General features: G+C 44.2%; 15 protein-coding genes. 9 read left to right on the top strand and 6 right to left on the bottom strand.

Translation table 11 applies throughout. The features are described from left to right. Window positions 1-21 precede the first annotated feature (21 nt). Genes FKQ60_RS00375 through FKQ60_RS00365 form a run of 3 tightly spaced genes read left to right on the top strand, consistent with a single transcriptional unit; the run spans window position 22 to window position 4,558 of the window. Entirely contained in the window at window positions 22-1,209 is a 1,188-nt protein-coding gene (locus FKQ60_RS00375) for an efflux RND transporter periplasmic adaptor subunit (RefSeq protein WP_170905837.1), read from the top strand. Beyond that, a complete protein-coding gene (locus FKQ60_RS00370) occupies window positions 1,209-3,173 on the top strand; it encodes a MacB family efflux pump subunit (protein WP_170905836.1) in 1,965 nt (654 codons plus the stop codon). The genes FKQ60_RS00375 and FKQ60_RS00370 overlap by 1 nt, the downstream gene beginning before the upstream one ends. 2 nt (window positions 3,174-3,175) lie before the next feature. Continuing rightward, complete coding sequence (locus FKQ60_RS00365; RefSeq protein WP_170905835.1) at window positions 3,176-4,558, top strand: efflux transporter outer membrane subunit; 1,383 nt, start codon at window positions 3,176-3,178, stop codon at window positions 4,556-4,558. 38 nt (window positions 4,559-4,596) lie between these two features. Here FKQ60_RS00365 and queD read toward each other — a convergent pair whose 3' ends face one another. Beyond that, window positions 4,597-4,956 carry a 6-carboxytetrahydropterin synthase QueD gene (queD, locus tag FKQ60_RS00360; RefSeq protein WP_004395344.1) on the bottom strand — a complete coding sequence of 120 codons (360 nt, stop codon included), beginning with the start codon at window positions 4,954-4,956 and terminating at the stop codon, window positions 4,597-4,599. Between the two features lie 430 nt (window positions 4,957-5,386). Here queD and asnS point away from each other — a divergent pair, with 430 nt between their 5' ends. After that, window positions 5,387-6,787: an asparagine--tRNA ligase gene (gene asnS / locus FKQ60_RS00355; RefSeq protein WP_154168294.1), complete on the top strand. Its 1,401-nt coding sequence runs from the start codon at window positions 5,387-5,389 to the stop codon at window positions 6,785-6,787. A 212-nt stretch (window positions 6,788-6,999) separates the two neighbouring features. Further along, on the top strand, window positions 7,000-8,199 hold the full coding sequence (locus FKQ60_RS00350; RefSeq protein WP_272870374.1) for an amino acid aminotransferase: 1,200 nt from the start codon (window positions 7,000-7,002) through the stop codon (window positions 8,197-8,199). A 101-nt stretch (window positions 8,200-8,300) separates the two neighbouring features. On the opposite strand, the gene FKQ60_RS00345 is transcribed toward FKQ60_RS00350, so the two are convergent. After that, window positions 8,301-8,921 (bottom strand): Ail and OmpX, encoded by a 621-nt coding sequence (locus FKQ60_RS00345; RefSeq protein ID WP_170905190.1) that lies wholly within the window; start codon window positions 8,919-8,921, stop codon window positions 8,301-8,303. A 237-nt stretch (window positions 8,922-9,158) separates the two neighbouring features. On the opposite strand from FKQ60_RS00345, the gene FKQ60_RS00340 reads away from it, so the two are divergent. Together FKQ60_RS00340 and FKQ60_RS00335 are read left to right on the top strand one after the other, a co-directional pair. Then, the gene (locus FKQ60_RS00340; RefSeq protein ID WP_158138402.1) at window positions 9,159-11,048 is read left to right on the top strand and encodes a DUF294 nucleotidyltransferase-like domain-containing protein; all 1,890 of its coding nucleotides are present in this window, start codon (window positions 9,159-9,161) and stop codon (window positions 11,046-11,048) included. A gap of 7 nt (window positions 11,049-11,055) precedes the next feature. Then, on the top strand, window positions 11,056-11,772 hold the full coding sequence (locus FKQ60_RS00335) for a 3'-5' exonuclease (RefSeq protein ID WP_170905189.1): 717 nt from the start codon (window positions 11,056-11,058) through the stop codon (window positions 11,770-11,772). A 128-nt stretch (window positions 11,773-11,900) separates the two neighbouring features. Here FKQ60_RS00335 and FKQ60_RS00330 read toward each other — a convergent pair whose 3' ends face one another. Beyond that, window positions 11,901-13,784, bottom strand: coding sequence for a methyl-accepting chemotaxis protein (locus tag FKQ60_RS00330; RefSeq protein WP_170905188.1), 1,884 nt, complete (start codon window positions 13,782-13,784; stop codon window positions 11,901-11,903). Between the two features lie 224 nt (window positions 13,785-14,008). Continuing rightward, window positions 14,009-15,583 (bottom strand): BCCT family transporter, encoded by a 1,575-nt coding sequence (locus tag FKQ60_RS00325; RefSeq protein WP_004395350.1) that lies wholly within the window; start codon window positions 15,581-15,583, stop codon window positions 14,009-14,011. A gap of 629 nt (window positions 15,584-16,212) precedes the next feature. Here FKQ60_RS00325 and FKQ60_RS00320 point away from each other — a divergent pair. Then, entirely contained in the window at window positions 16,213-16,689 is a 477-nt protein-coding gene (locus tag FKQ60_RS00320; RefSeq protein ID WP_004395351.1) for a MarR family transcriptional regulator, read from the top strand. Between the two features lie 69 nt (window positions 16,690-16,758). On the opposite strand, the gene FKQ60_RS00315 is transcribed toward FKQ60_RS00320, so the two are convergent. Continuing rightward, the gene (locus FKQ60_RS00315; protein WP_158138399.1) at window positions 16,759-17,145 is read right to left on the bottom strand and encodes a MarR family transcriptional regulator; all 387 of its coding nucleotides are present in this window, start codon (window positions 17,143-17,145) and stop codon (window positions 16,759-16,761) included. Between the two features lie 247 nt (window positions 17,146-17,392). Here FKQ60_RS00315 and FKQ60_RS00310 point away from each other — a divergent pair, with 247 nt between their 5' ends. Next, the gene (locus FKQ60_RS00310) at window positions 17,393-18,058 is read left to right on the top strand and encodes a DUF2982 domain-containing protein (protein ID WP_170905187.1); all 666 of its coding nucleotides are present in this window, start codon (window positions 17,393-17,395) and stop codon (window positions 18,056-18,058) included. Window positions 18,059-18,124: 66 nt separating this feature from the next. On the opposite strand, the gene FKQ60_RS00305 is transcribed toward FKQ60_RS00310, so the two are convergent. Next, on the bottom strand, window positions 18,125-18,781 hold the full coding sequence (locus tag FKQ60_RS00305) for an MBL fold metallo-hydrolase (protein WP_161438151.1): 657 nt from the start codon (window positions 18,779-18,781) through the stop codon (window positions 18,125-18,127). Window positions 18,782-18,790: the final 9 nt, after the last annotated feature.

Raw genomic sequence — 18,790 nt, 5'->3', positions numbered from 1 at the left:
ATATGCTGGTTCATTTTTACCATGTCATTCTCTATTACTAAAAAAACGACGCTTACGTTTTTGATCGTCATTCTTATTCTTATCGCAGTGGGTTATATCTTGTACCCCAAAAAAAATGCGACAACCTACGTTACCGACACCGTTCAGCGCGGTAACATCGAAGAAACCGTACTTGCTACCGGAATGCTACAAGCTTCAAAGCTAGTGGCGGTTGGCGCGCAGGTATCAGGTCAAATTGAGACACTGGCGGTCAATTTAGGGGACCCTATTCGACAAGGTGATTTAGTGGCTCAAATCGACAACCTGACCCAACAGAATAAACTCAAAGAAGCCCAAGCATCATTGAACAGTTTAAATGCCCAATACCAAGCCAAACAGGCATTGATTCGTCAAGCTCAAGCTGAGTTTAACCGACAAAAAGCCATGCTGGCAGAAAACGCTAGCTCACAAGCGGATTACGAAGCCGCTCAGACATCGCTTGCTGTGTATATTGCAGAACTTAAACAACTCAAAGCTCAGCAAGAACAAGCAAAAATTAGCGTAGATAGCGCCAACCTCGACCTCAATTACACCACCATCCGAGCGCCAATGGATGGGACGGTGGTTTACAGTGCCGTTGAAGAAGGCCAAACCGTCAATGCCAATCAAACTACCCCGACAATTATTGAGCTAGCAGTACTCGATACCATGACCGTAAAAGCTCAAATATCCGAAGCCGACATCATTAAAGTCATTCCGGGATTACCGATCTATTTCACTATTCTAGGTCAACCGAATAAACGTTATTCCAGTACATTGCGTGCTATTGAACCCGGCCCAACATTAATGACTGGCAATGACAGTAACCTTTCTATCAGTAATGATGAGGCCATTTACTATCATGGTTTGTTTGATATTGATAACCCGGATGGGCTATTACGCATCGGTATGACGGCTCAAGTCACCATTGTTTTACACCGCTCAGAAAACGCACTATTGATCCCCGCTCAAGTGCTGATCAGACAGCCAGGACCAAAGCCTCGCTACCAAGTTCCTGTATTAGAAAATGACCAAGCCGTATTTCGTGATGTCAAAATCGGCCTCAATAATAAAGTCAATGTGGAAATTCTTGAGGGACTTAATGAAGGCGACACACTGATTTTAGGCATGCCAAATACACTCAATAACAACACGAGCCGTCGTATGAGCCCACCGGGGATGCGTTTCTAATGTCAGAAGCTTTATTAAACATAGTCAATGTTTCCCGCCACTTTACTTCTGGCGATGAGACGCTCACTGTCTTAAAAGAGATCGATCTAACTATCGAACGAGGTGAAATGGTTGCCATAGTTGGCGCTTCTGGTTCAGGTAAATCGACTTTAATGAATATCTTAGGTTGCTTAGATACACCAAGTTGTGGTGAATATTGGGTGAATGGACAAAACACCTCACAACTGAATTCTGATCAACTGGCTGAGCTACGCCGTGAATATTTCGGCTTTATCTTTCAACGCTACCACCTATTAGGGGATTTAGACGCCTTAGGAAATGTCGAAATCCCAGCTATTTATGCTGGTTACGATAAACAGACTCGCCATGAACGAGCACGCAAACTGCTTGAACGATTAGGACTAGCCGATCGACTGGATCATAAGCCCAACCAACTAAGCGGCGGTCAACAACAACGTGTTTCTGTGGCTCGAGCCCTCGTTAATGGCGGCGATGTCATTCTTGCCGATGAACCGACGGGCGCACTGGACAGTAAAAGTGGTTCAGAAATGATGCAACTGCTGCAAGAGCTACATAGCCTTGGGCACACCATCATTATCGTCACCCACGATATGCATGTAGCTCAGTATGCCGATCGCATTATAGAGATCAAAGATGGTGAAATTCTCAGTGATCGTATCAACCACTCGACCAGTGACACGGCACTTCAGCCACATGCCCATCATACTCCGCCATTCAAAGCCTCAACTCTCGGTCGTAACCAAAAGTGGCTCGACAATTGTTGGGAAGCGTTAAAAATGGCACTGTTAGCCATGTCAAACCATCGATTAAGAACCTTCTTGACTATGCTCGGCATCATCATTGGAATTGCTTCGGTAGTTTCCGTTGTAGCGCTCGGTAATGGCTCACAAAAGTCGATTTTAGAGAGCATTGCCGCCATGGGCACCAATACGATTGATATTATGCCCGGATCTGGCTTTGGCGATCGGCGTTCAGGGCGAATTCGAACGTTAACCGCAGAAGATGCCCAAGCGCTGCAATCACTGCCGTTTATTGATAGCGTCACCCCTACCGTCAATAGTTCCGCCACCATCAAATTTAGTAATCAATCGGTCACCGCTTCCATACAAGGAGTTGGGCCTGATTTTTTCCGAGTCCGTGGCTATGAACTCGCCAAAGGGCAATATTGGGATCAAACCAGTGTGGATAACTTGGCCCAAGAAGCTGTCATCGATCACAATACATTAACGGCTCTTTTTGCTGATGAGAATCCCATCGGTAAAGTCATTTTTGCAGGTAAGCTCCCCATCCGAATTATTGGCGTGACTGCGGCGAAAGAGAGTGCATTTGGCAATAACGACGCTCTCAATATATGGGTTCCTTACAGTACGATTAATGCACGAATGATGCGTCAAAGCCACCTTAACCGAATCACTGTACGCCTTGATGATAACATTCCTAGTGATGCGGCAGAGCAAGCGATTATCTCTTTGTTAACCATGCGTCATGGTACTAAAGATTTCTTTACGATTAATACCGACACCATTCAACAAAATATTCAAAAAACAACAGCGACCATGACCTTACTCATCTCCGCCATCGCCGTTATTTCATTAATTGTCGGGGGGATTGGCGTAATGAATATTATGCTGGTTTCGGTCACTGAACGTACCCGAGAAATCGGCGTTCGTATGGCGGTTGGTGCAAGGCAGAACGATATTTTGCGTCAGTTTCTTATCGAAGCTGTACTTGTTTGTTTGTGTGGTGGGATCGTCGGAATTGCCCTCGCCTATTTAATCGGCGTCGGTTTTTCCTCATTCGGTAGTAGTTTTACCTTGATCTATTCTACCGCTTCAATCGTCTCTGCCTTTTTGTGCTCAACATTAATCGGTGTTCTATTTGGCTATCTTCCTGCGAAAAATGCCGCTCAGCTAAATCCGATTGATGCGCTTGCCCGGGAGTAAACATGTTACCTGCAACTCAATATTCCAGCTTAGCTTTATCCATGTTGCTACTGCTTGGCTGTTCCGCTCACTATGATCTTGTAGAGCCTTCTGTTTTTATTGCCACTGACTGGCACACACCTCAACAAGAAACCAATACGGTGTGGGAAAGCCAGTGGTGGAAAAACTTTCAAGATCCTAAGCTTGATCTGTTAGTTGAGCGCGTCCTGTCCACCAACCACGATCTTGCATTGGCGACGCTCACTTTAAAACAGGCTCGCTTAAACGCGAATTTAGACAGAGATCAACAGATTCCCGATCTCGCCGCTGGGGTATCCGGTAACCGTTCAAAGGATCTCAATCATGGCGACACGTCTAACAACTATCAGGCTAGAATCAGCGTCAGTTATGAAGTGGATTTATGGGGTAAGCTTTCAGCGACAATAGATGAAAGTCAGTGGAAAGCCCTCGCGACGCAACAAGAACGAGAAGCAACCGCTCAAAGTTTAGTGGCAACCACCGCTCAACTCTATTGGCAAATCGGCTATTTAAAACAACGAATTCGTTTAAGTCAGCAAGATATTGACAACGCTATCCAAAACTTCAATCTTGCTCAAAGTCAATATACTCATGGCGCAACCTCACGCTTGACCGTATTAGAAACCAAACGCTCACTGGCTGGATTGGAAGCGGCACACCGTGATTATCAACAACAATATCGACAAGCCAGTAATGCCTTAGCTATTTTGTTTGAGCAAGATCCTGAACAAGCCGCTATTGAAATTGATCAACAACCCGCTCAAGCCTTGCCTGCTATTTCTGCAGGAATACCCGCGGAAGTTTTGGCACGTAGACCCGATGTCAAACAAGCCTTGTATCAACTTCAAGCTTTTCTGGCTGCCAAGGAGAGTACTCGCCGCAGCTATTTTCCTGCGCTCACACTAACTGGAGCTCTGGGTGGGTCATCGACGGAACTAAAAAAACTATTGAGCGATCCTATCGGTACTTTAGGCGCTGACTTAACTTTGCCATTTTTAAATTGGAATGAAATGCAGCTAAAGCGAGATATCGCACAAGTACAGTATGAATCGGCCATCATCAACTACCGTAAAACCTTGTATGCCGCTTTTCAGGATGTGGATAATGCCTTATCCGCCCGAGAAAATTATCAGTACCAAGCTGAAAAATTAGTTCAGCAATGGCAAAGCGCCGCTGAAGTAATGCGTATCTATCAAAGCCAATATCAGCATGGTGCTATAGAAATTAAGACGCTATTGGATGCCCAAGAAAACGAACGTAATGCTCGAGCCGCTTTACTGGAAAACGACTATCATCAACGAGTAACCTTAAGCACCCTTTATCGAAGCCTAGGGGGGCAGACGATCCTTATAGAGGAAGAGAGTTAGACCCTTTAGCCAAGCTAACAGCATAGCTTGGCTAGAAATCATCCCGTATAGACACACCCGGCGGTACAGGTTTCTTTAATTTCGACCTTGCTGAGTAGCGGTAAGCTTGGTTTAAGTTGTTGCCAGATCCATTTTGCTAACACTTCGCTGGTCGGATTTTCTAATCCTTCAATGTCATTTAAATAGTAGTGATCCAAACGATCATAAATCGGTTGAAACGCCGCTTTGATCTCCGCAAAGTCAATCAACCAACCGGTATGAGCGTCCACTTCTCCAGCGACATAAAGACGAACTAAAAAAGAGTGTCCATGTAAACGACCACATTTGTGCCCTTCAGGCACATGAGGTAAATGATGGGCAGCTTCAAACATGAACTCTTTATAAATTTCGGTTTTCATCGTACAACTCAAGCTTAAAAAAAGAGCCGCCATACTACGGAATCTTGTTAAATGAAACAAGCCAAATCCAGTCAAGCATACCAACCAAAGGCGAGTATTATCCCCTAAACGGCTTGCTTAAATCGTAAATCATCATCAGTTTTACGGTAAGAATACGCCATTTATTCCATCAATTTAGCTTTTCGAATAAGAAATCAACAATCAGAGCATATTAAAGGTTGATGCGGACAAATTGACAGGTAATATGTGCCATTGAATTTGTAAAATTTTAGCCAACTCAATGTTTCGCTTTTTTCAATCAACTTGTTCAAATATGGTAACGGTATCTGTCTAAAAGACGCTAATAACTCACACGTTATCGTTATTTCAAGTCGTTAGGGAAGCAACACTTTTGAGTTGAGTTTTTACCTCAATGGAGACGATATTAACCATGACTTACGCGCCTGTAAAAGACGTATTAAGCGGCAAGCTTGCAGTAAACAGTGAAGTTACTGTTCGCGGCTGGATCCGCACACGTCGTGATTCCAAAGCTGGAATCTCTTTCCTTGCCTTATATGACGGCTCTTGTTTCGACCCGATTCAGGCCGTGGTCCCGAATTCACTCAATAATTATCAAGACGAAGTTCTCAAACTCACCACCGGATGTTCTGTAGAAATTACAGGCACGGTTGTTGAGTCTCCTGCCAGTGGTCAAGATTTCGAATTAGCGGCGACTGAACTGAAGGTTGTCGGCTGGGTAGAAGATGCGGAAACCTATCCGATGGCTAAAACTCGTCACTCTATTGAGTATTTACGTGAAGTTGCTCACCTTCGCCCACGCACCAACGTGATTGGTGCTGTTGCTCGTGTACGTAACTGCTTGTCTCAAGCGATCCACCGTTTTTATCATGAACAGGGCTATTTCTGGGTTTCTGCCCCGCTGATCACCGCTTCCGATGCTGAAGGCGCGGGTGAGATGTTCCGTGTTTCGACTCTAGATTTCGCTAACCTGCCTCGCCAAGAAAACGGTGAGATTGACTTTAACGAAGACTTCTTCGGTAAAGAGACATTCTTAACCGTATCAGGCCAGTTAAACGCTGAAGCTTACGCTTGCGCACTGAGCAAAGTGTATACTTTTGGCCCAACCTTCCGCGCAGAAAACTCCAATACTAGCCGTCACTTAGCTGAATTTTGGATGGTAGAGCCTGAAGTTGCCTTTGCTGATTTGCACGATGTGGCTCAATTAGCTGAAGATATGCTCAAGTACGTGTTTAATGCCGTACTGACTGAACGTCGTGATGACCTTGAATTCTTTGCTTCTCGCATTGATAAAGACGCGATTACTCGTTTGGAGCAATTCGTTCAATCGGACTTTGCACAAGTTGACTATACCGATGCGATTCAAATTCTGCTTGATTCTGGTCGCAAGTTTGAATTTGATGTGGAATGGGGTATCGACCTGTCTTCAGAACATGAGCGTTATCTTGCTGAAGAGCACTTCAAAGCACCGGTGATCGTTAAAAACTATCCAAAAGACATCAAAGCCTTTTATATGCGTCTTAACGACGACGGTAAAACCGTTGCCGCTATGGACGTATTAGCGCCGGGAATTGGTGAAATCATCGGTGGTTCACAGCGTGAAGAGCGTCTAGATGTTCTCGATGCGCGCATGATTGAAATGGGCATCGACCCTGAACACATGAGCTGGTACCGTGACTTACGCCGCTATGGCACCGTTCCTCATGCAGGATTTGGTCTTGGTTTTGAGCGTTTGGTCTCTTATGTGACCGGTATGGGTAACGTACGTGATGTGATTCCATTCCCACGTACACCACGCAGTGCCAACTTCTAAATTTACTTTTCACCAAAAACCTTCGCTTCGCGGAGGTTTTTTTTCATTTTCCTTAGCGTGATGGTTGTCACTCTTCAATCAGAAAGGTATAAATACTGACAATCAATCTTCTCTCCGCACACGACTTGGCGCTATTGGTAAGCCGCCACAGTGAATGCTGCTAGCATCACGGCAAAGTCAAACACGAAGAGTATCACCTTAACTTTACATGGATGGACATTATGTTTGAAAAAGTTGTCGCAGCACCTGCTGACCCTATTCTTGGTTTAACTGAAGAGTTTAAAAGCGATCCTCGGACAGACAAAATCAACTTAGGCGTCGGTATTTATAAAAACGAAGCTGGTCAAACGCCTGTCTTGGCGACGGTAAAGAAAGCCGAAGCTGCGCTGCTTGAATCGGAGAAAACCAAATCTTATTTAACCATTGAAGGCACGGCTGAATATGGCCTAGCGGTACAGAAATTATTGTTTGGTGAGCAAGCCGACATCATTAATACTCAACGTGCTAAAACCGCTCAAGCGCCTGGTGGTACAGGTGCGCTTCGCGTCGCGGGTGAGTTTATCAAACGTCAGCTTGGTGATGTCAAAGTCTGGATCAGTAACCCAACATGGGCCAACCACCATGGCGTATTTGGTGCAGCAGGACTTGAAACTACTGAATACACTTATTACAACGCCGAGAAAAAAGATAAAGATTTTCCAGCGATGCTTGCCGACCTTGAGCAAGCGTCTGCGGGTGATGTGGTTTTACTGCACGGCTGCTGCCATAACCCAACAGGGATTGATCCTACGTTAGAAGAGTGGGAAATTTTGGCTAAATTGGTGGCAGAAAAAGGCTTACTTCCACTGTTTGATTTTGCTTACCAAGGTTTTGCTAAAGGAGTCGAAGAGGATGCCGCTGGGCTGCGTATTTTTGCTCAATACAATCCTGAAATTTTAGTCGCCTCTTCATTTTCAAAAAATTTCGGTTTGTATAACGAGCGCGTCGGTGCGTTTACCTTAGTCGCCGCCTCAGCCGATGTGGCTAATACGGCGTTCTCACAAGTCAAAGCGATTATTCGCTCCATTTACTCGAACCCACCAGCCCATGGTGCCGCCGTAGTCACCTACATACTGCAAAACCCTGCCCTGCGCGCTGAATGGGAAGCAGAAGTCGCCGAGATGCGTGAACGGATTCAAGAAATGCGTGAACTGTTCGTTACTCGTTTACAAGAAATCGGCGTTAATGCAGATTTTAGCTTTATCGAACGCCAAAATGGCATGTTCTCTTTCTCTGGCTTAAATAAGCAGCAGGTTCAGAGACTGAAAGAAGAATTTGGTATTTATATTGTTGGCTCAGGTCGGATCAGTGTTGCTGGGATGACGAAAAACAACATGTCTCCTCTATGTGAAGGAATTAAAGTCGTTTTATAAATGGCTTATCTACCGACAGGTTGAGCAAACACAGCGATGAATATAAAGCCAAGCAGAAACAACCTCTGCTTGGCTTTTTTAATTGACATCGACATATAACGTTAATAATGAATTCGCATCGTTATGCCAACTTCATTGATATTTTGCAATTCACCATCTCGATAAGTGACAAGCCCACCTAACGCTAAGCGCTTACTCAACTGATAATCGGTTCTTAATGTAAACACGTATTCATCTTGCCAGTGATTATAATTTGCTTCGGCAAATAAACTTGCCTCCCAGTCGGGACGAATGAGGTAACGTAGCCCAATATCCGCACCAAAAACAGAGCGAGTTTCATTATCGACCGTATAATCACTGCTGATCCTTAACATCCCCACTCGGGCATGACTAACCAGATCAAGCTTGTCGATTATTGACCAATGATAGCCAGCCCCAAATCGTAAACGGTATTGTTCGATCGTCTCGTCATTAGGATGATAAAAGCGAGCACTGTAATCGGAGATCAACAATACGCGTCGCTCGGCAAGTTGATGACTCACTCCTATCGACAGTGCTGTCGTATTATCACTTTTTCCAGCGGCGTATAAACCACTCATGGTTCCCGACGTCAGCTCTGCACTAAAAAAATCATACTTCAACCGCTGTTCAACGTGAGAATTTTCCGCGTGTGCTAGCGGAAAAATCGACATCGCTATTATCAATACACTGGTTTTGTTCATCGCCATACCTATTTTCTTTATCTGGTCTTAGAATAACGGATAATCGATAAAAAAAGAGTAAGCGCTGCCTCAAATCTGCGCTGAGCCACAAAATCGTGTAGACTAGATCATTAATTAAAGAGATAGGGACTGCGAATATTGCCGATCTCGCCTTATAAATACACACCTCATCTCAAGCATATTGTGATACCAACATGGTCCAGATTAAGGATTATTTTTGGCTAAAGGAGTCCATTGATGGAAGCAGAATTAATCGAAATTAAAAACTTTCTTGCCCAATACCCGCCTTTTAATGAGCTTCCTGAATCAGCGCTTAATGAAGCCGTTCACCAAGTAGAGATTGCTTATTATCGCCAAGACACCCCAATCATTCACGCTGGCGACCATATTCAAGATTTATATATTGTCCGCAGTGGTGTAGTCGAAATTTATCGTCGTAAAGGAGAATTATATAACCGACTCTCCGAAGGTGGCTTATTTGGACAAATGGGGTTGCTCACCAATAATAAAGTGCGTTTTCCCGTTACCGCGATTGAAGACACACTCATTTATTGCATGCCGGAAGCTATATTTCAAAAGTTATACGATGAATACGATACCTTTGCGGATTATGTTGAAGTTCAAGATAATGCACGCTTACGACAAACCGTATCTAATACCCAAGAACAAAATGATTTAACGACCTCTAAAGTCAAACATTTGCTGACTCGTGAGGCCCCTTTCGTCTATAACGATGCCAGCATTCAGCAAGCTGCCATCAAAATGTCAGAAGAGAACGTCTCTTCGTTACTGATCATCGATCCCAGCATTATGAAAGACAACGAAGACGACAGCAGTCCAGTCGTTGGCATCCTTACTGATCGCGATCTTTGTCGAAGAGTGATTGCCACCGGATTAGACTTCAGCCACTCAGTGACAGAAGTCATGACTAGCGAAGTAATCGCCTTGGATCATAATGCTTATGTCTATGAAGCCATGCTATTCATGTTACGTTACAACGTGCATCATCTACCGGTGCTAAAAGAAAATAATCCGATCGGTATCGTCGATATTACCGATATCGTTCGTCATGAATCCCACAACTCATTGTTATTAGTCAGTACGATTTTCCATCAAAATAGCATTGACGATTTAGCGAATTTAGCCAAACAGGTCAAACATGCTTTCGTGCGCCTCGTTAATGAAGACGCGAACTCACATATGGTCGGCACAGCCATGTCAACGATTGGTCGTAGCTTCAAGCAACGACTATTAGAGCTGGCTGAAGAGAAGTTTGGCCCTCCGCCCGTCCCCTACTGCTTTTTAGCACTGGGGTCAATGGGACGCGATGAACAACTGATTGTCACTGATCAAGACAATGCTCTGCTGCTGGATGACAGTTATGATGAAGCCTTGCACGGCCAATATTTTGCCGACTTAGCTCAGTTTGTCTGTGATGGGCTCGATCAATGCGGTTATACCTATTGTACTGGCGAGATCATGGCGACCAACCCGATGTGGCGAATGACTCGTCAACAATGGGAAGCCTGTTTTGCCGATTGGATTGATAATCCCAACCCGAAAGCTTTACTGAATGCCTCAATTTTCTTTGACTTAGATGGGGTTTATGGCCGTCTGAAATGGGCAGAGCAACTGAATGGCTTTATTGTCCGCCGCGCCAGACGTAATAACCGCTTTTTAGCGTGCTTGGCCCGCAATGCCTTAAACCGTACTCCACCGCTCGGTTTTTTCAAAAACTTCGTCATGGAAAAAGATGGCCGCCACAATAACTCAATGAATTTAAAACGTCGCGGTACCGCTCCATTGGCGGATTTAATTCGCGTTCATGCTCTGGCAGTCGGCTCTCGAGCGAAAAACTCGTTCGAACGACTCGATGATGTCATCGATGCGGGCATCTTACCCAAAGGACGAGGGCAAGATCTGCGAGATGCCTTAGAGTTTATTTCGATGGTACGTATTCGCCATCAAGCTCTGGATGTAGAAAATAATAATGAACCCGATAACAACATTGAGCCAGAAAATCTCTCTGAATTTGAACGACGTAATTTAAAAGATGCCTTTCAAATTTTGAGTAACGGACAAAACTTCCTTAAATATCGTTATCAAGCAAGCAGCAATTTTAAATAAGGTGAGCATGAAAGGACTATTTCAAGCGCCAAGTATCAATTGGCTTTATAAATATCGAGCGAAACAAAAGCTTGCCCAATCCCCTTTGCTGCAACGTTTTTATCAAGCGGAACTGGCTGATGGCAATTCGCCGTTAGGTGAGATTGAGTTTGTCGCAATGGATTTTGAAACCACCGGGCTTGATGAAAATAAAGATGAAATTATCACCATCGGCTTAGTACCCTTCACTTTACAGCGCGTCTATCTTAAGCGAGCGCAGCACTGGATCGTTCGTCCTCGACAAAAATTAGACGAGGGCTCGGTGATCATTCACGGCATCACGCACAGTGATATTATGCACGCCCCTGATTTAAGTGAGGTGTTCGAAGCGTTATTAACCGCACTGGAAGGGAAAATCGTTGTGGCCCACTACCATAAAATTGAGCGTGAGTTTTTGGATCAAGCCTTTAAACGGCGAATAAATGAAGGCATTGAGTTTCCAATTATCGATACCATGCAACTCGAAGCGGAGATTCAAAAACGCCTCACCGCAGGGATTTGGAATAAACTGCGCGGTAAGAAACCGCAATCACTGCGTTTAGGGCAAGCCCGACAACGCTATGGTTTACCGGCTTATAATCCTCATCACGCCCTGACGGATGCGATTGCTACAGCAGAACTGATGCAGGCGCAAATCGCCCATCATTATTCACCAGATGATCGGCTTAAACATTTTTGGTTATAGCTTTTCACTGAAGTCGTTATCACTAGTCTCAAGGATCAACATAGGGAGCTTTCGCTCCCTATTATTTATCATAAACAAACTATCGCGAATGACTTAAGTTTATCAGCTCATCTGTTATCAATTAAAACTTATAACTTAAAGCGACGGATCTCTTGGTCAAGCTGATAAGAAAGTTGTGATAGCTCCGCCGCTTGAGCTGCAGCTTCATGGGCTTCTTCAGCGAGATCGTTCGAGACATCGCGAATGCCTACCGTGTTGCGCGTAATCTCAGAGGTGACGGATGCCTGCTCTTCAGCGGCTGAGGCAATCTGAGTTGCCATATCACTGATACGCTCAACCGCATGATGAATTTGCATTAAGCTCGCGGCTGCAGAGTGCGCATCATCAACACTCGTATCGGCTAACATTCGGCTATCATTCATGATCCCGACCGCTTTGCCTGTCGTGCCTTGCAGCATTTCAATCATGGTTTGAATTTCTTTGGTTGAGGCGTGAGTACGTTGACTCAGTACCCGCACTTCATCCGCAACCACCGCAAAGCCGCGACCTTGTTCTCCAGCACGAGCCGCTTCGATCGCCGCATTCAATGCCAATAGATTGGTCTGTTCTGCAATGCCTTGAATGGTTGAAAGAATAGTACTGATCTGATTACCATGCTCTTCCAGCTCTTGAATGACGCCTGTTGCTACCTGCACTTCTTTCGCTAAAGAAAGAATAGAGTTCTGCGTTTGCGACACTTGCTTAGAGCCATCGACACAAGCGGTTACCGCCTCGGATGAGTTTTGCGCAGTATGCTCAGAGTTGTTAGCAATCTCCTGGGTCGCAGCGGCCATTTCATTGATCGCTGTGGCGACCATATTGATTTCATCTTGCTGCATGCGAATACGTGCACTACGTTCTTCAGCATGCGCGGCGGTCATATGCGATTGTGATGAAAGTGACGCAGAAACCTCACTCAATTTACTGACCATGGTATGCATATTGCCAACAAAAATATTGAAATTATTCGCTAATTGCCCCACTTCATCGTCACTACGTGGCTCTAAGCGTTGCGTTAAATCACCATCTCCGGTTGCGATTTCTTCTAATGCTTTAGAAACTCGTAATAAATCTCTGAATAAAAAGCTGACTAACCAAGAGACGATCAACACCACAATCAAGGTGATGAAAATCGCTGTGATCAACAAGCCGGTGAGCAATTGAGTATGTGCTGCGAATTCGGTATTTTTATCCATCTGCACAGCAAATACCCATGGCGTATCCGCGACTCTATCGAAGTAAAACAAGCTCTCTTGACCGTTATGGTTCAGTGTCATTAGCTGACGGCTATTGGCGGCTTGCTGAATAGCATTCATGGTTAATGCGCTATCGAGCGAACTGACAGGCTTTAAAAGCAATCGTTTGTCTGGATGTGCCAGAAAATAGCCGTCTTGGGTATCAATCAGCATCGTGTAAGCATTATCACCCGCGTCGATACTCAACACATCACTGATTAATTGATCAATCAATACATCAGCACCGACCACACCACGTAACTGACCATTGTGACGAATAGGTTCAGCAATAGTCACTAATAAAGCATTAGTGATCGCATCTTGATATGCCGTGGTAATAATTTGCTTACCCGCATTCGCGGCATCGCGATACCAAAGACGAGTACGAGGGTCATAATCAGCTCGGTTGCGCTCTGGATGGGAGCGATACATTTCACCGTTAACAGTACCAAAGAAAATATCGTCAAATCCGCCCGCTTTACGCGCCTGTTGTAAAAAAGGCACCACATCAGGTTGTACGGTATAGTCATTAAAAGCGGTGGAAATATCTTTTCGGATCGAAATCCAATCAGAAATACCTTTCGATGCCGTTTCAGAAATGGCTTGTGCACGGGCAAGTACACCACGACTGGTTTGTTGTTTGAGTTGATCGGCTGACAACCAAGTTAATGCGGCCGCCATCACGACGACCGCTGACAGGCTGGTGCCAATAAGCTTTTGTTTTAGGGTTAATTTCATAGTGAATTATCGCTGATAAAAGGAACAGTTGGGCGGCAAATAATAGCGAGGTTTATAAGCGTTTGCACGCATTATGTAAAAATAAACACCGTTGCAATAACTATCTGCTTTTAATCACATTACCGTCAAATTAGTGACAAATGTCATCATTCCAACATTATTCGTCTATCAACAAAAAAAGCTGGCTCAGCCAGCTTTTTTAAACCTCTATGTATCCACTTGACTTACTTTTTCAGCTCTGTACGCATGCCCATCACCAAACTAACGCACATCAGTAATAAGACAAAAGTAAAGGGTAAAGCCGTCGAAATCGCACCAGCTTGCAAAGCTTGAACGGCCTGCGCACCACCGATCCACAGTAAGGCTATGGCAATCGCCCCTTCCATGATTGCCCAGAAAATTCGCTGTAACACTGGCGCATCCATTTTACCGCCAGACGTAATGCTATCAATAACCAATGAACCAGAATCAGATGAAGTAATGAAAAACACCAACACTAACACTACCGCGATAATCGAGAGTAAAGTCCCCAGTGGTAATACATCAAACATTTGGAACATGGCTAATGACACATCCGTTAAACCTTTTTGACCTAATTCGCCAACACCGCCTATCACCTGCTCAATCGCTAATCCACCAAATACAGACATCCAGATCACAGTGACGGCTGTTGGAATCAGTAACACTGCGGTAATAAACTCACGAACCGTCCGCCCCTTTGATACCCGAGCAATAAACATACCGACAAATGGTGACCATGAGATCCACCATGCCCAATAGAAAACGGTCCAACCTTGGAACCACGCTTCATCTTCACGTCCATGAGGGTTACTTAATGGAATGATATTTTCAATGTACGACATCAATGTGGTTGGAATCGACGCAAAAGTGACCGCATAACCAATCAGAGCAACTAACGCGACAAGTAATAAGGCTACAATCATGTTGATATTAGAGATCACTTTGACCCCGCCATCAATTCCACGAATGACCGAAATCGTCGCTAATGCGGTTACCACTAGGATAACAATGATTTGTAATCCTATTCCTGCATCAAGACCAAACACGTGATGAATACCACTTGCGGCTTGTTGAGCCCCTAAACCTAGCGAAGTAGCAAGGCCAAATAACGTCGCTAATACCGCTAAAATATCAACCAGATGCCCTGGCCATCCCCACGTTTTATCACCGAGAATAGGATAAAAAATAGAACGAATAGATAAAGGCAACCCTTTGTTATAACAGAAAAATGCCAGCGATAAGGCAACAACAGCATAAATCGCCCAAGGATGGAGTCCCCAATGATACATGGTCGCGCCTAAAGCTAATCTTGCCGCTTCTGGTGTACCGGCCTCTACACCTAATGGTGTTTCATACCATCCCGTAAAATAAGCAACTGGTTCCGCGACACTCCAAAACATCAAACCAATGCCCATGCCGGCGGCAAAGAGCATCGATAACCATGAGATCACCGAGTAATCAGCCACCGCATCTTTACCACCCAAGCGAATTTTACCAAATGGTGATACAATCAAAGCCAAACAAAAAATCACAAAAAGGTTACCCGACCAAATGAATAACCAATCAAATGAGCCAATAATTTTCCATTTAACCCCGTCTAGTGCATTCTTAGCGGTATCAGCATCCACCAACAGAGTGGCGAGTAAAAATAAACCAATTAATCCCGCACTGATGCCAAATACAGGGTTATGAACATCAAACCCCCACTTCTGCACATTATCCTGACCGACTGTATAGTCGGTACTGTCAATGCTGTACTTGTCTATTCCTTTTGTCATTGATCTTCTCTTTTTGGTAACGACAGACAAAATTCAGTAACCATGACAACGAAATAAATTCACAGACTTACCATTAAAATATATTTCGTACTCATAACTAAAGAATTCATTTAAGGGGCGATATATTACAGAAAATTAGATTAAAATCCACAAAACAAAGTTATTGAGGATAAAAATCGACCATTTTACAGTAAATTATCGCTAAAAGTTACAAGCCACCACCACAATTTAGTTCGAGCTCAAACATTTAATGGGCATTGGTTTACTGGTAAGTAATGTGTGCTATTCACGAAATCGTTCACTCAAATACCTATTGTATCCATGGCATTTCAATCCATCGTTTCGAGACTTGTGAGATTTTGGAGGTATCCTCGCCTGCCCAAATAATGGCGATTACAGTTAGGCAGCAGGTGAGTGATAAATTTGCTCAGCGAGAGGCAGAGCTTGACTAAGCAATCCGCAGATAAATCTTCCTCATCAGTATAGAGAAAGGACCGGATTGGCGATGGACGAACGTTACTCACACTACGGTAGCTTGCAGTAGGAAGACGATTTCTCTACTTTTCAATTATCCCCAACTAAGGTATGGTCCGATCCAATTGGTCTCTTGTTTGTTGTAGGTAAATATTGTGGAAAAACACGAAGAGGTGTTGGTTGCGATTCGTCAAATTATCCGAGCCATCGATTTGCATTCAAAAAAATTAAGCAAATACGCAGGGTTGACGGGACCGCAGTTGATTTTGATGCGTTCAATTGAAGAGTTGGGGGAAGTTACCATTCGTCAATTGTCAAAACATACTAACATGAGTCAAGCAACAGCCACGACCATCCTAGACCGCTTAGAGCGGAATCAATACGTACAACGTGTTAGAAGTAGCACCGATAAACGTAAAGTCCATGCCCATTTAACAGAAACTGGCCGAGAACTCTTGGCTCGCGCACCACAGCCGCTACAAGACAGTTTTGTGGAACAATTTCAGCATTTGGCCGATTGGGAGCAAAGTTTATTACTCTCATCGGTTCAACGTTTATCTGCAATGATGAATGCAGAAAAGATGGATGTCGCACCGATGCTGGAAATTGGCAGCATCACCAAAATTGAGTAAGTTTGACAATCAGTACCGTTCTACAACTGCCGCCTGAGTGACAAGAGCAGTTGTAGAATCTTTAATTATTTACAGCGCTTTATAAATAACCTTGTTGCCCGCCTGGGACTCTCTGGTAATTAATTCAACTTCAAGTAGTTTCTTTAATGCCCCTGTCGCCCAAGACGCCGCTTTACTCTCTTCTTGTCCTGCCGCCAAACCAATCCCTTTAGGATTAATACCTTCCGCATTCGCGACAACAATATCAAATACTTGTTGCTGCTTAGGGGTTAACACGATCTCTGCACGTGTTGTTGGTGAAACGGGTTCACTTGATGGGTGTGCCGTTTTCTTTGCAACGACAGGATTAACGGCTACAGGCTTGGCTGTTTTTGGTGCTGAGGTAATGTTTGCTACCATCGCTATGATGCGTTTTTGCAGTTTTGCCTGCACTTTACGCTTATGAGCAAGTCTCATCGAGTATCTCTCCATTTCACTGCACAAGATGCAGTGGTGAAAATTTGAAGCGCGTTTTATAGCAAAATTCATCGACCTTTTGTAGGGTATCGCTCAAGTTCAGACAACAAAAACGAGATTTAAACCATAAGCGACTAGAATTTAAACAGTAAATCATTATTTGCTGTTTACGATTTCAGTGAGGATCAGTGATCATTGTCAACGAACATTGAGTATTAATCATAAAGTATTTGCATGCGAGGTCGGTATGCCAACAATCCACTTATCTAATTATCAATTTGATCGACATTCACCTTACGTCAAAATCGGTTTATTGATCGTGTTGTTGATCATTACTGCTTTGATTCGCTTATCGAACAGTTGGCAACAAGCGTCAGTTTCGGTGATGTGTGTGTTGATTTTATGTGGTGTTGGTTATTGGCTAGCACGTAAAAGTTGGGTTGGTTTTACTCTCACCGCCAGTCACTTACAGCAACATTTTTACTATGGTGGATGGGTAGTGAAATGGCAAAATATCAGTCAAATTGGAATATGCACCCATCAACAAGAGGGTTGGCATCAGCCGCTGCCATGGATAGGTGTTCGTTTAAAAAATTATAGCCCTTTTTTAGACGGGATTTGCCCAAGAATTGCTCGAGAAATGTTATTTAACCAACGAGCTTTACTGTATTTAGGCATGAAGCAGCATGATAAAAGCCTGCTTTTTGAAGACATCGTATTAGACTCTACCCCCTATACGGATCCACAAGGCAAAGTATACACTGGCCTAATGGCGATGCTCGCTAACCGTATGCAGCATCAACGTAATTTTTATGGCTTTGATGTCTTCATCTCGGAGAATGATCTTGACCGTTCTGCTGATGAATTTATTGGTCTGGCTCGACGCTATCTCGCCGCAGCCAAACCAGAATAAGAAAAGTTTGGTTTAGAGACCACCGAACCTTCCCTACTTGTCATAGTAAACGTAATATCTATTCTGCTAGTAAAGCGGCATTTCATCGGCTACAAAGGGATTACTCGCACGTTCACGACCAAACGTTGACGTCGGTCCGTGGCCAGGAATAAACGTCACGTGATTGCCCAATGGCCACAATTTGTTCTTAATAGAATCAATTAAGGTGTTGAAATCGCCCTGTGGGAAATCCGTCCGTCCAATACTGCCATTGAAAAGCACATCGCCTACAAACGCTAAGCTGGCTTCTTCACTAAATAAAACCACATGACCTGGGGTATGGCCTGGCGTATGCAAGACAGTAAGTGTCTGGTTGCCAAACGTGACGGTATCACCTTCATCTAACCATTGATGAGGCTCAAAGGCTTCTGTCAGCGGAAAACCAAACATTTGACTCTGCCCTTCTAAGCCCTGCAACCAAAAGTTATCGGCTTTATGAGGACCAATAATGTCAACATTACCCAACAATGTAGCGAGAGGCTGTGTTCCCCCGACATGATCCAAATGACCATGAGTCAGAACCAGTTTAACTACCTGAACACCTAGTTGATCAATCAACATTTTCAGTTGTTTTACATCACCACCGGGATCAACAACGATACCTTGCATGGTTTCATCGCACCATACAATCGAACAATTTTGCGCAAACGGAGTAACGGGGACAATTTGATACTTCAAAGACATGAGAAAACC

Source organism: Vibrio sp. A11 (assembly GCF_013048705.1).
GTDB classification, from domain to species: Bacteria; Pseudomonadota; Gammaproteobacteria; order Enterobacterales; family Vibrionaceae; genus Vibrio; species Vibrio metschnikovii.
The sequence above is the reverse complement of the archived record's forward strand: the minus strand, read 5'-3'. Positions and strand labels throughout refer to the sequence as shown.

Excerpts from the sequence above, each read along its gene's own strand:
- FKQ60_RS00335 (WP_170905189.1), top strand. The coding sequence starts at position 11,056 with ATGAAAGGACTATTTCAAGCGCCAAGTATCAATTGGCTTTATAAATAT.
- FKQ60_RS00345 (WP_170905190.1), bottom strand. The coding sequence starts at position 8,921 with ATGAACAAAACCAGTGTATTGATAATAGCGATGTCGATTTTTCCGCTA.
- FKQ60_RS00305 (WP_161438151.1), bottom strand. The coding sequence starts at position 18,781 with ATGTCTTTGAAGTATCAAATTGTCCCCGTTACTCCGTTTGCGCAAAAT.
- FKQ60_RS00310 (WP_170905187.1), top strand. The coding sequence starts at position 17,393 with ATGCCAACAATCCACTTATCTAATTATCAATTTGATCGACATTCACCT.
- FKQ60_RS00340 (WP_158138402.1), top strand. The coding sequence starts at position 9,159 with ATGGAAGCAGAATTAATCGAAATTAAAAACTTTCTTGCCCAATACCCG.
- asnS (WP_154168294.1), top strand. The coding sequence starts at position 5,387 with ATGACTTACGCGCCTGTAAAAGACGTATTAAGCGGCAAGCTTGCAGTA.
- FKQ60_RS00330 (WP_170905188.1), bottom strand. The coding sequence starts at position 13,784 with ATGAAATTAACCCTAAAACAAAAGCTTATTGGCACCAGCCTGTCAGCG.
- FKQ60_RS00370 (WP_170905836.1), top strand. The coding sequence starts at position 1,209 with ATGTCAGAAGCTTTATTAAACATAGTCAATGTTTCCCGCCACTTTACT.
- queD (WP_004395344.1), bottom strand. The coding sequence starts at position 4,956 with ATGAAAACCGAAATTTATAAAGAGTTCATGTTTGAAGCTGCCCATCAT.
- FKQ60_RS00350 (WP_272870374.1), top strand. The coding sequence starts at position 7,000 with ATGGACATTATGTTTGAAAAAGTTGTCGCAGCACCTGCTGACCCTATT.
- FKQ60_RS00375 (WP_170905837.1), top strand. The coding sequence starts at position 22 with ATGTCATTCTCTATTACTAAAAAAACGACGCTTACGTTTTTGATCGTC.
- FKQ60_RS00315 (WP_158138399.1), bottom strand. The coding sequence starts at position 17,145 with ATGAGACTTGCTCATAAGCGTAAAGTGCAGGCAAAACTGCAAAAACGC.
- FKQ60_RS00325 (WP_004395350.1), bottom strand. The coding sequence starts at position 15,583 with ATGACAAAAGGAATAGACAAGTACAGCATTGACAGTACCGACTATACA.
- FKQ60_RS00365 (WP_170905835.1), top strand. The coding sequence starts at position 3,176 with ATGTTACCTGCAACTCAATATTCCAGCTTAGCTTTATCCATGTTGCTA.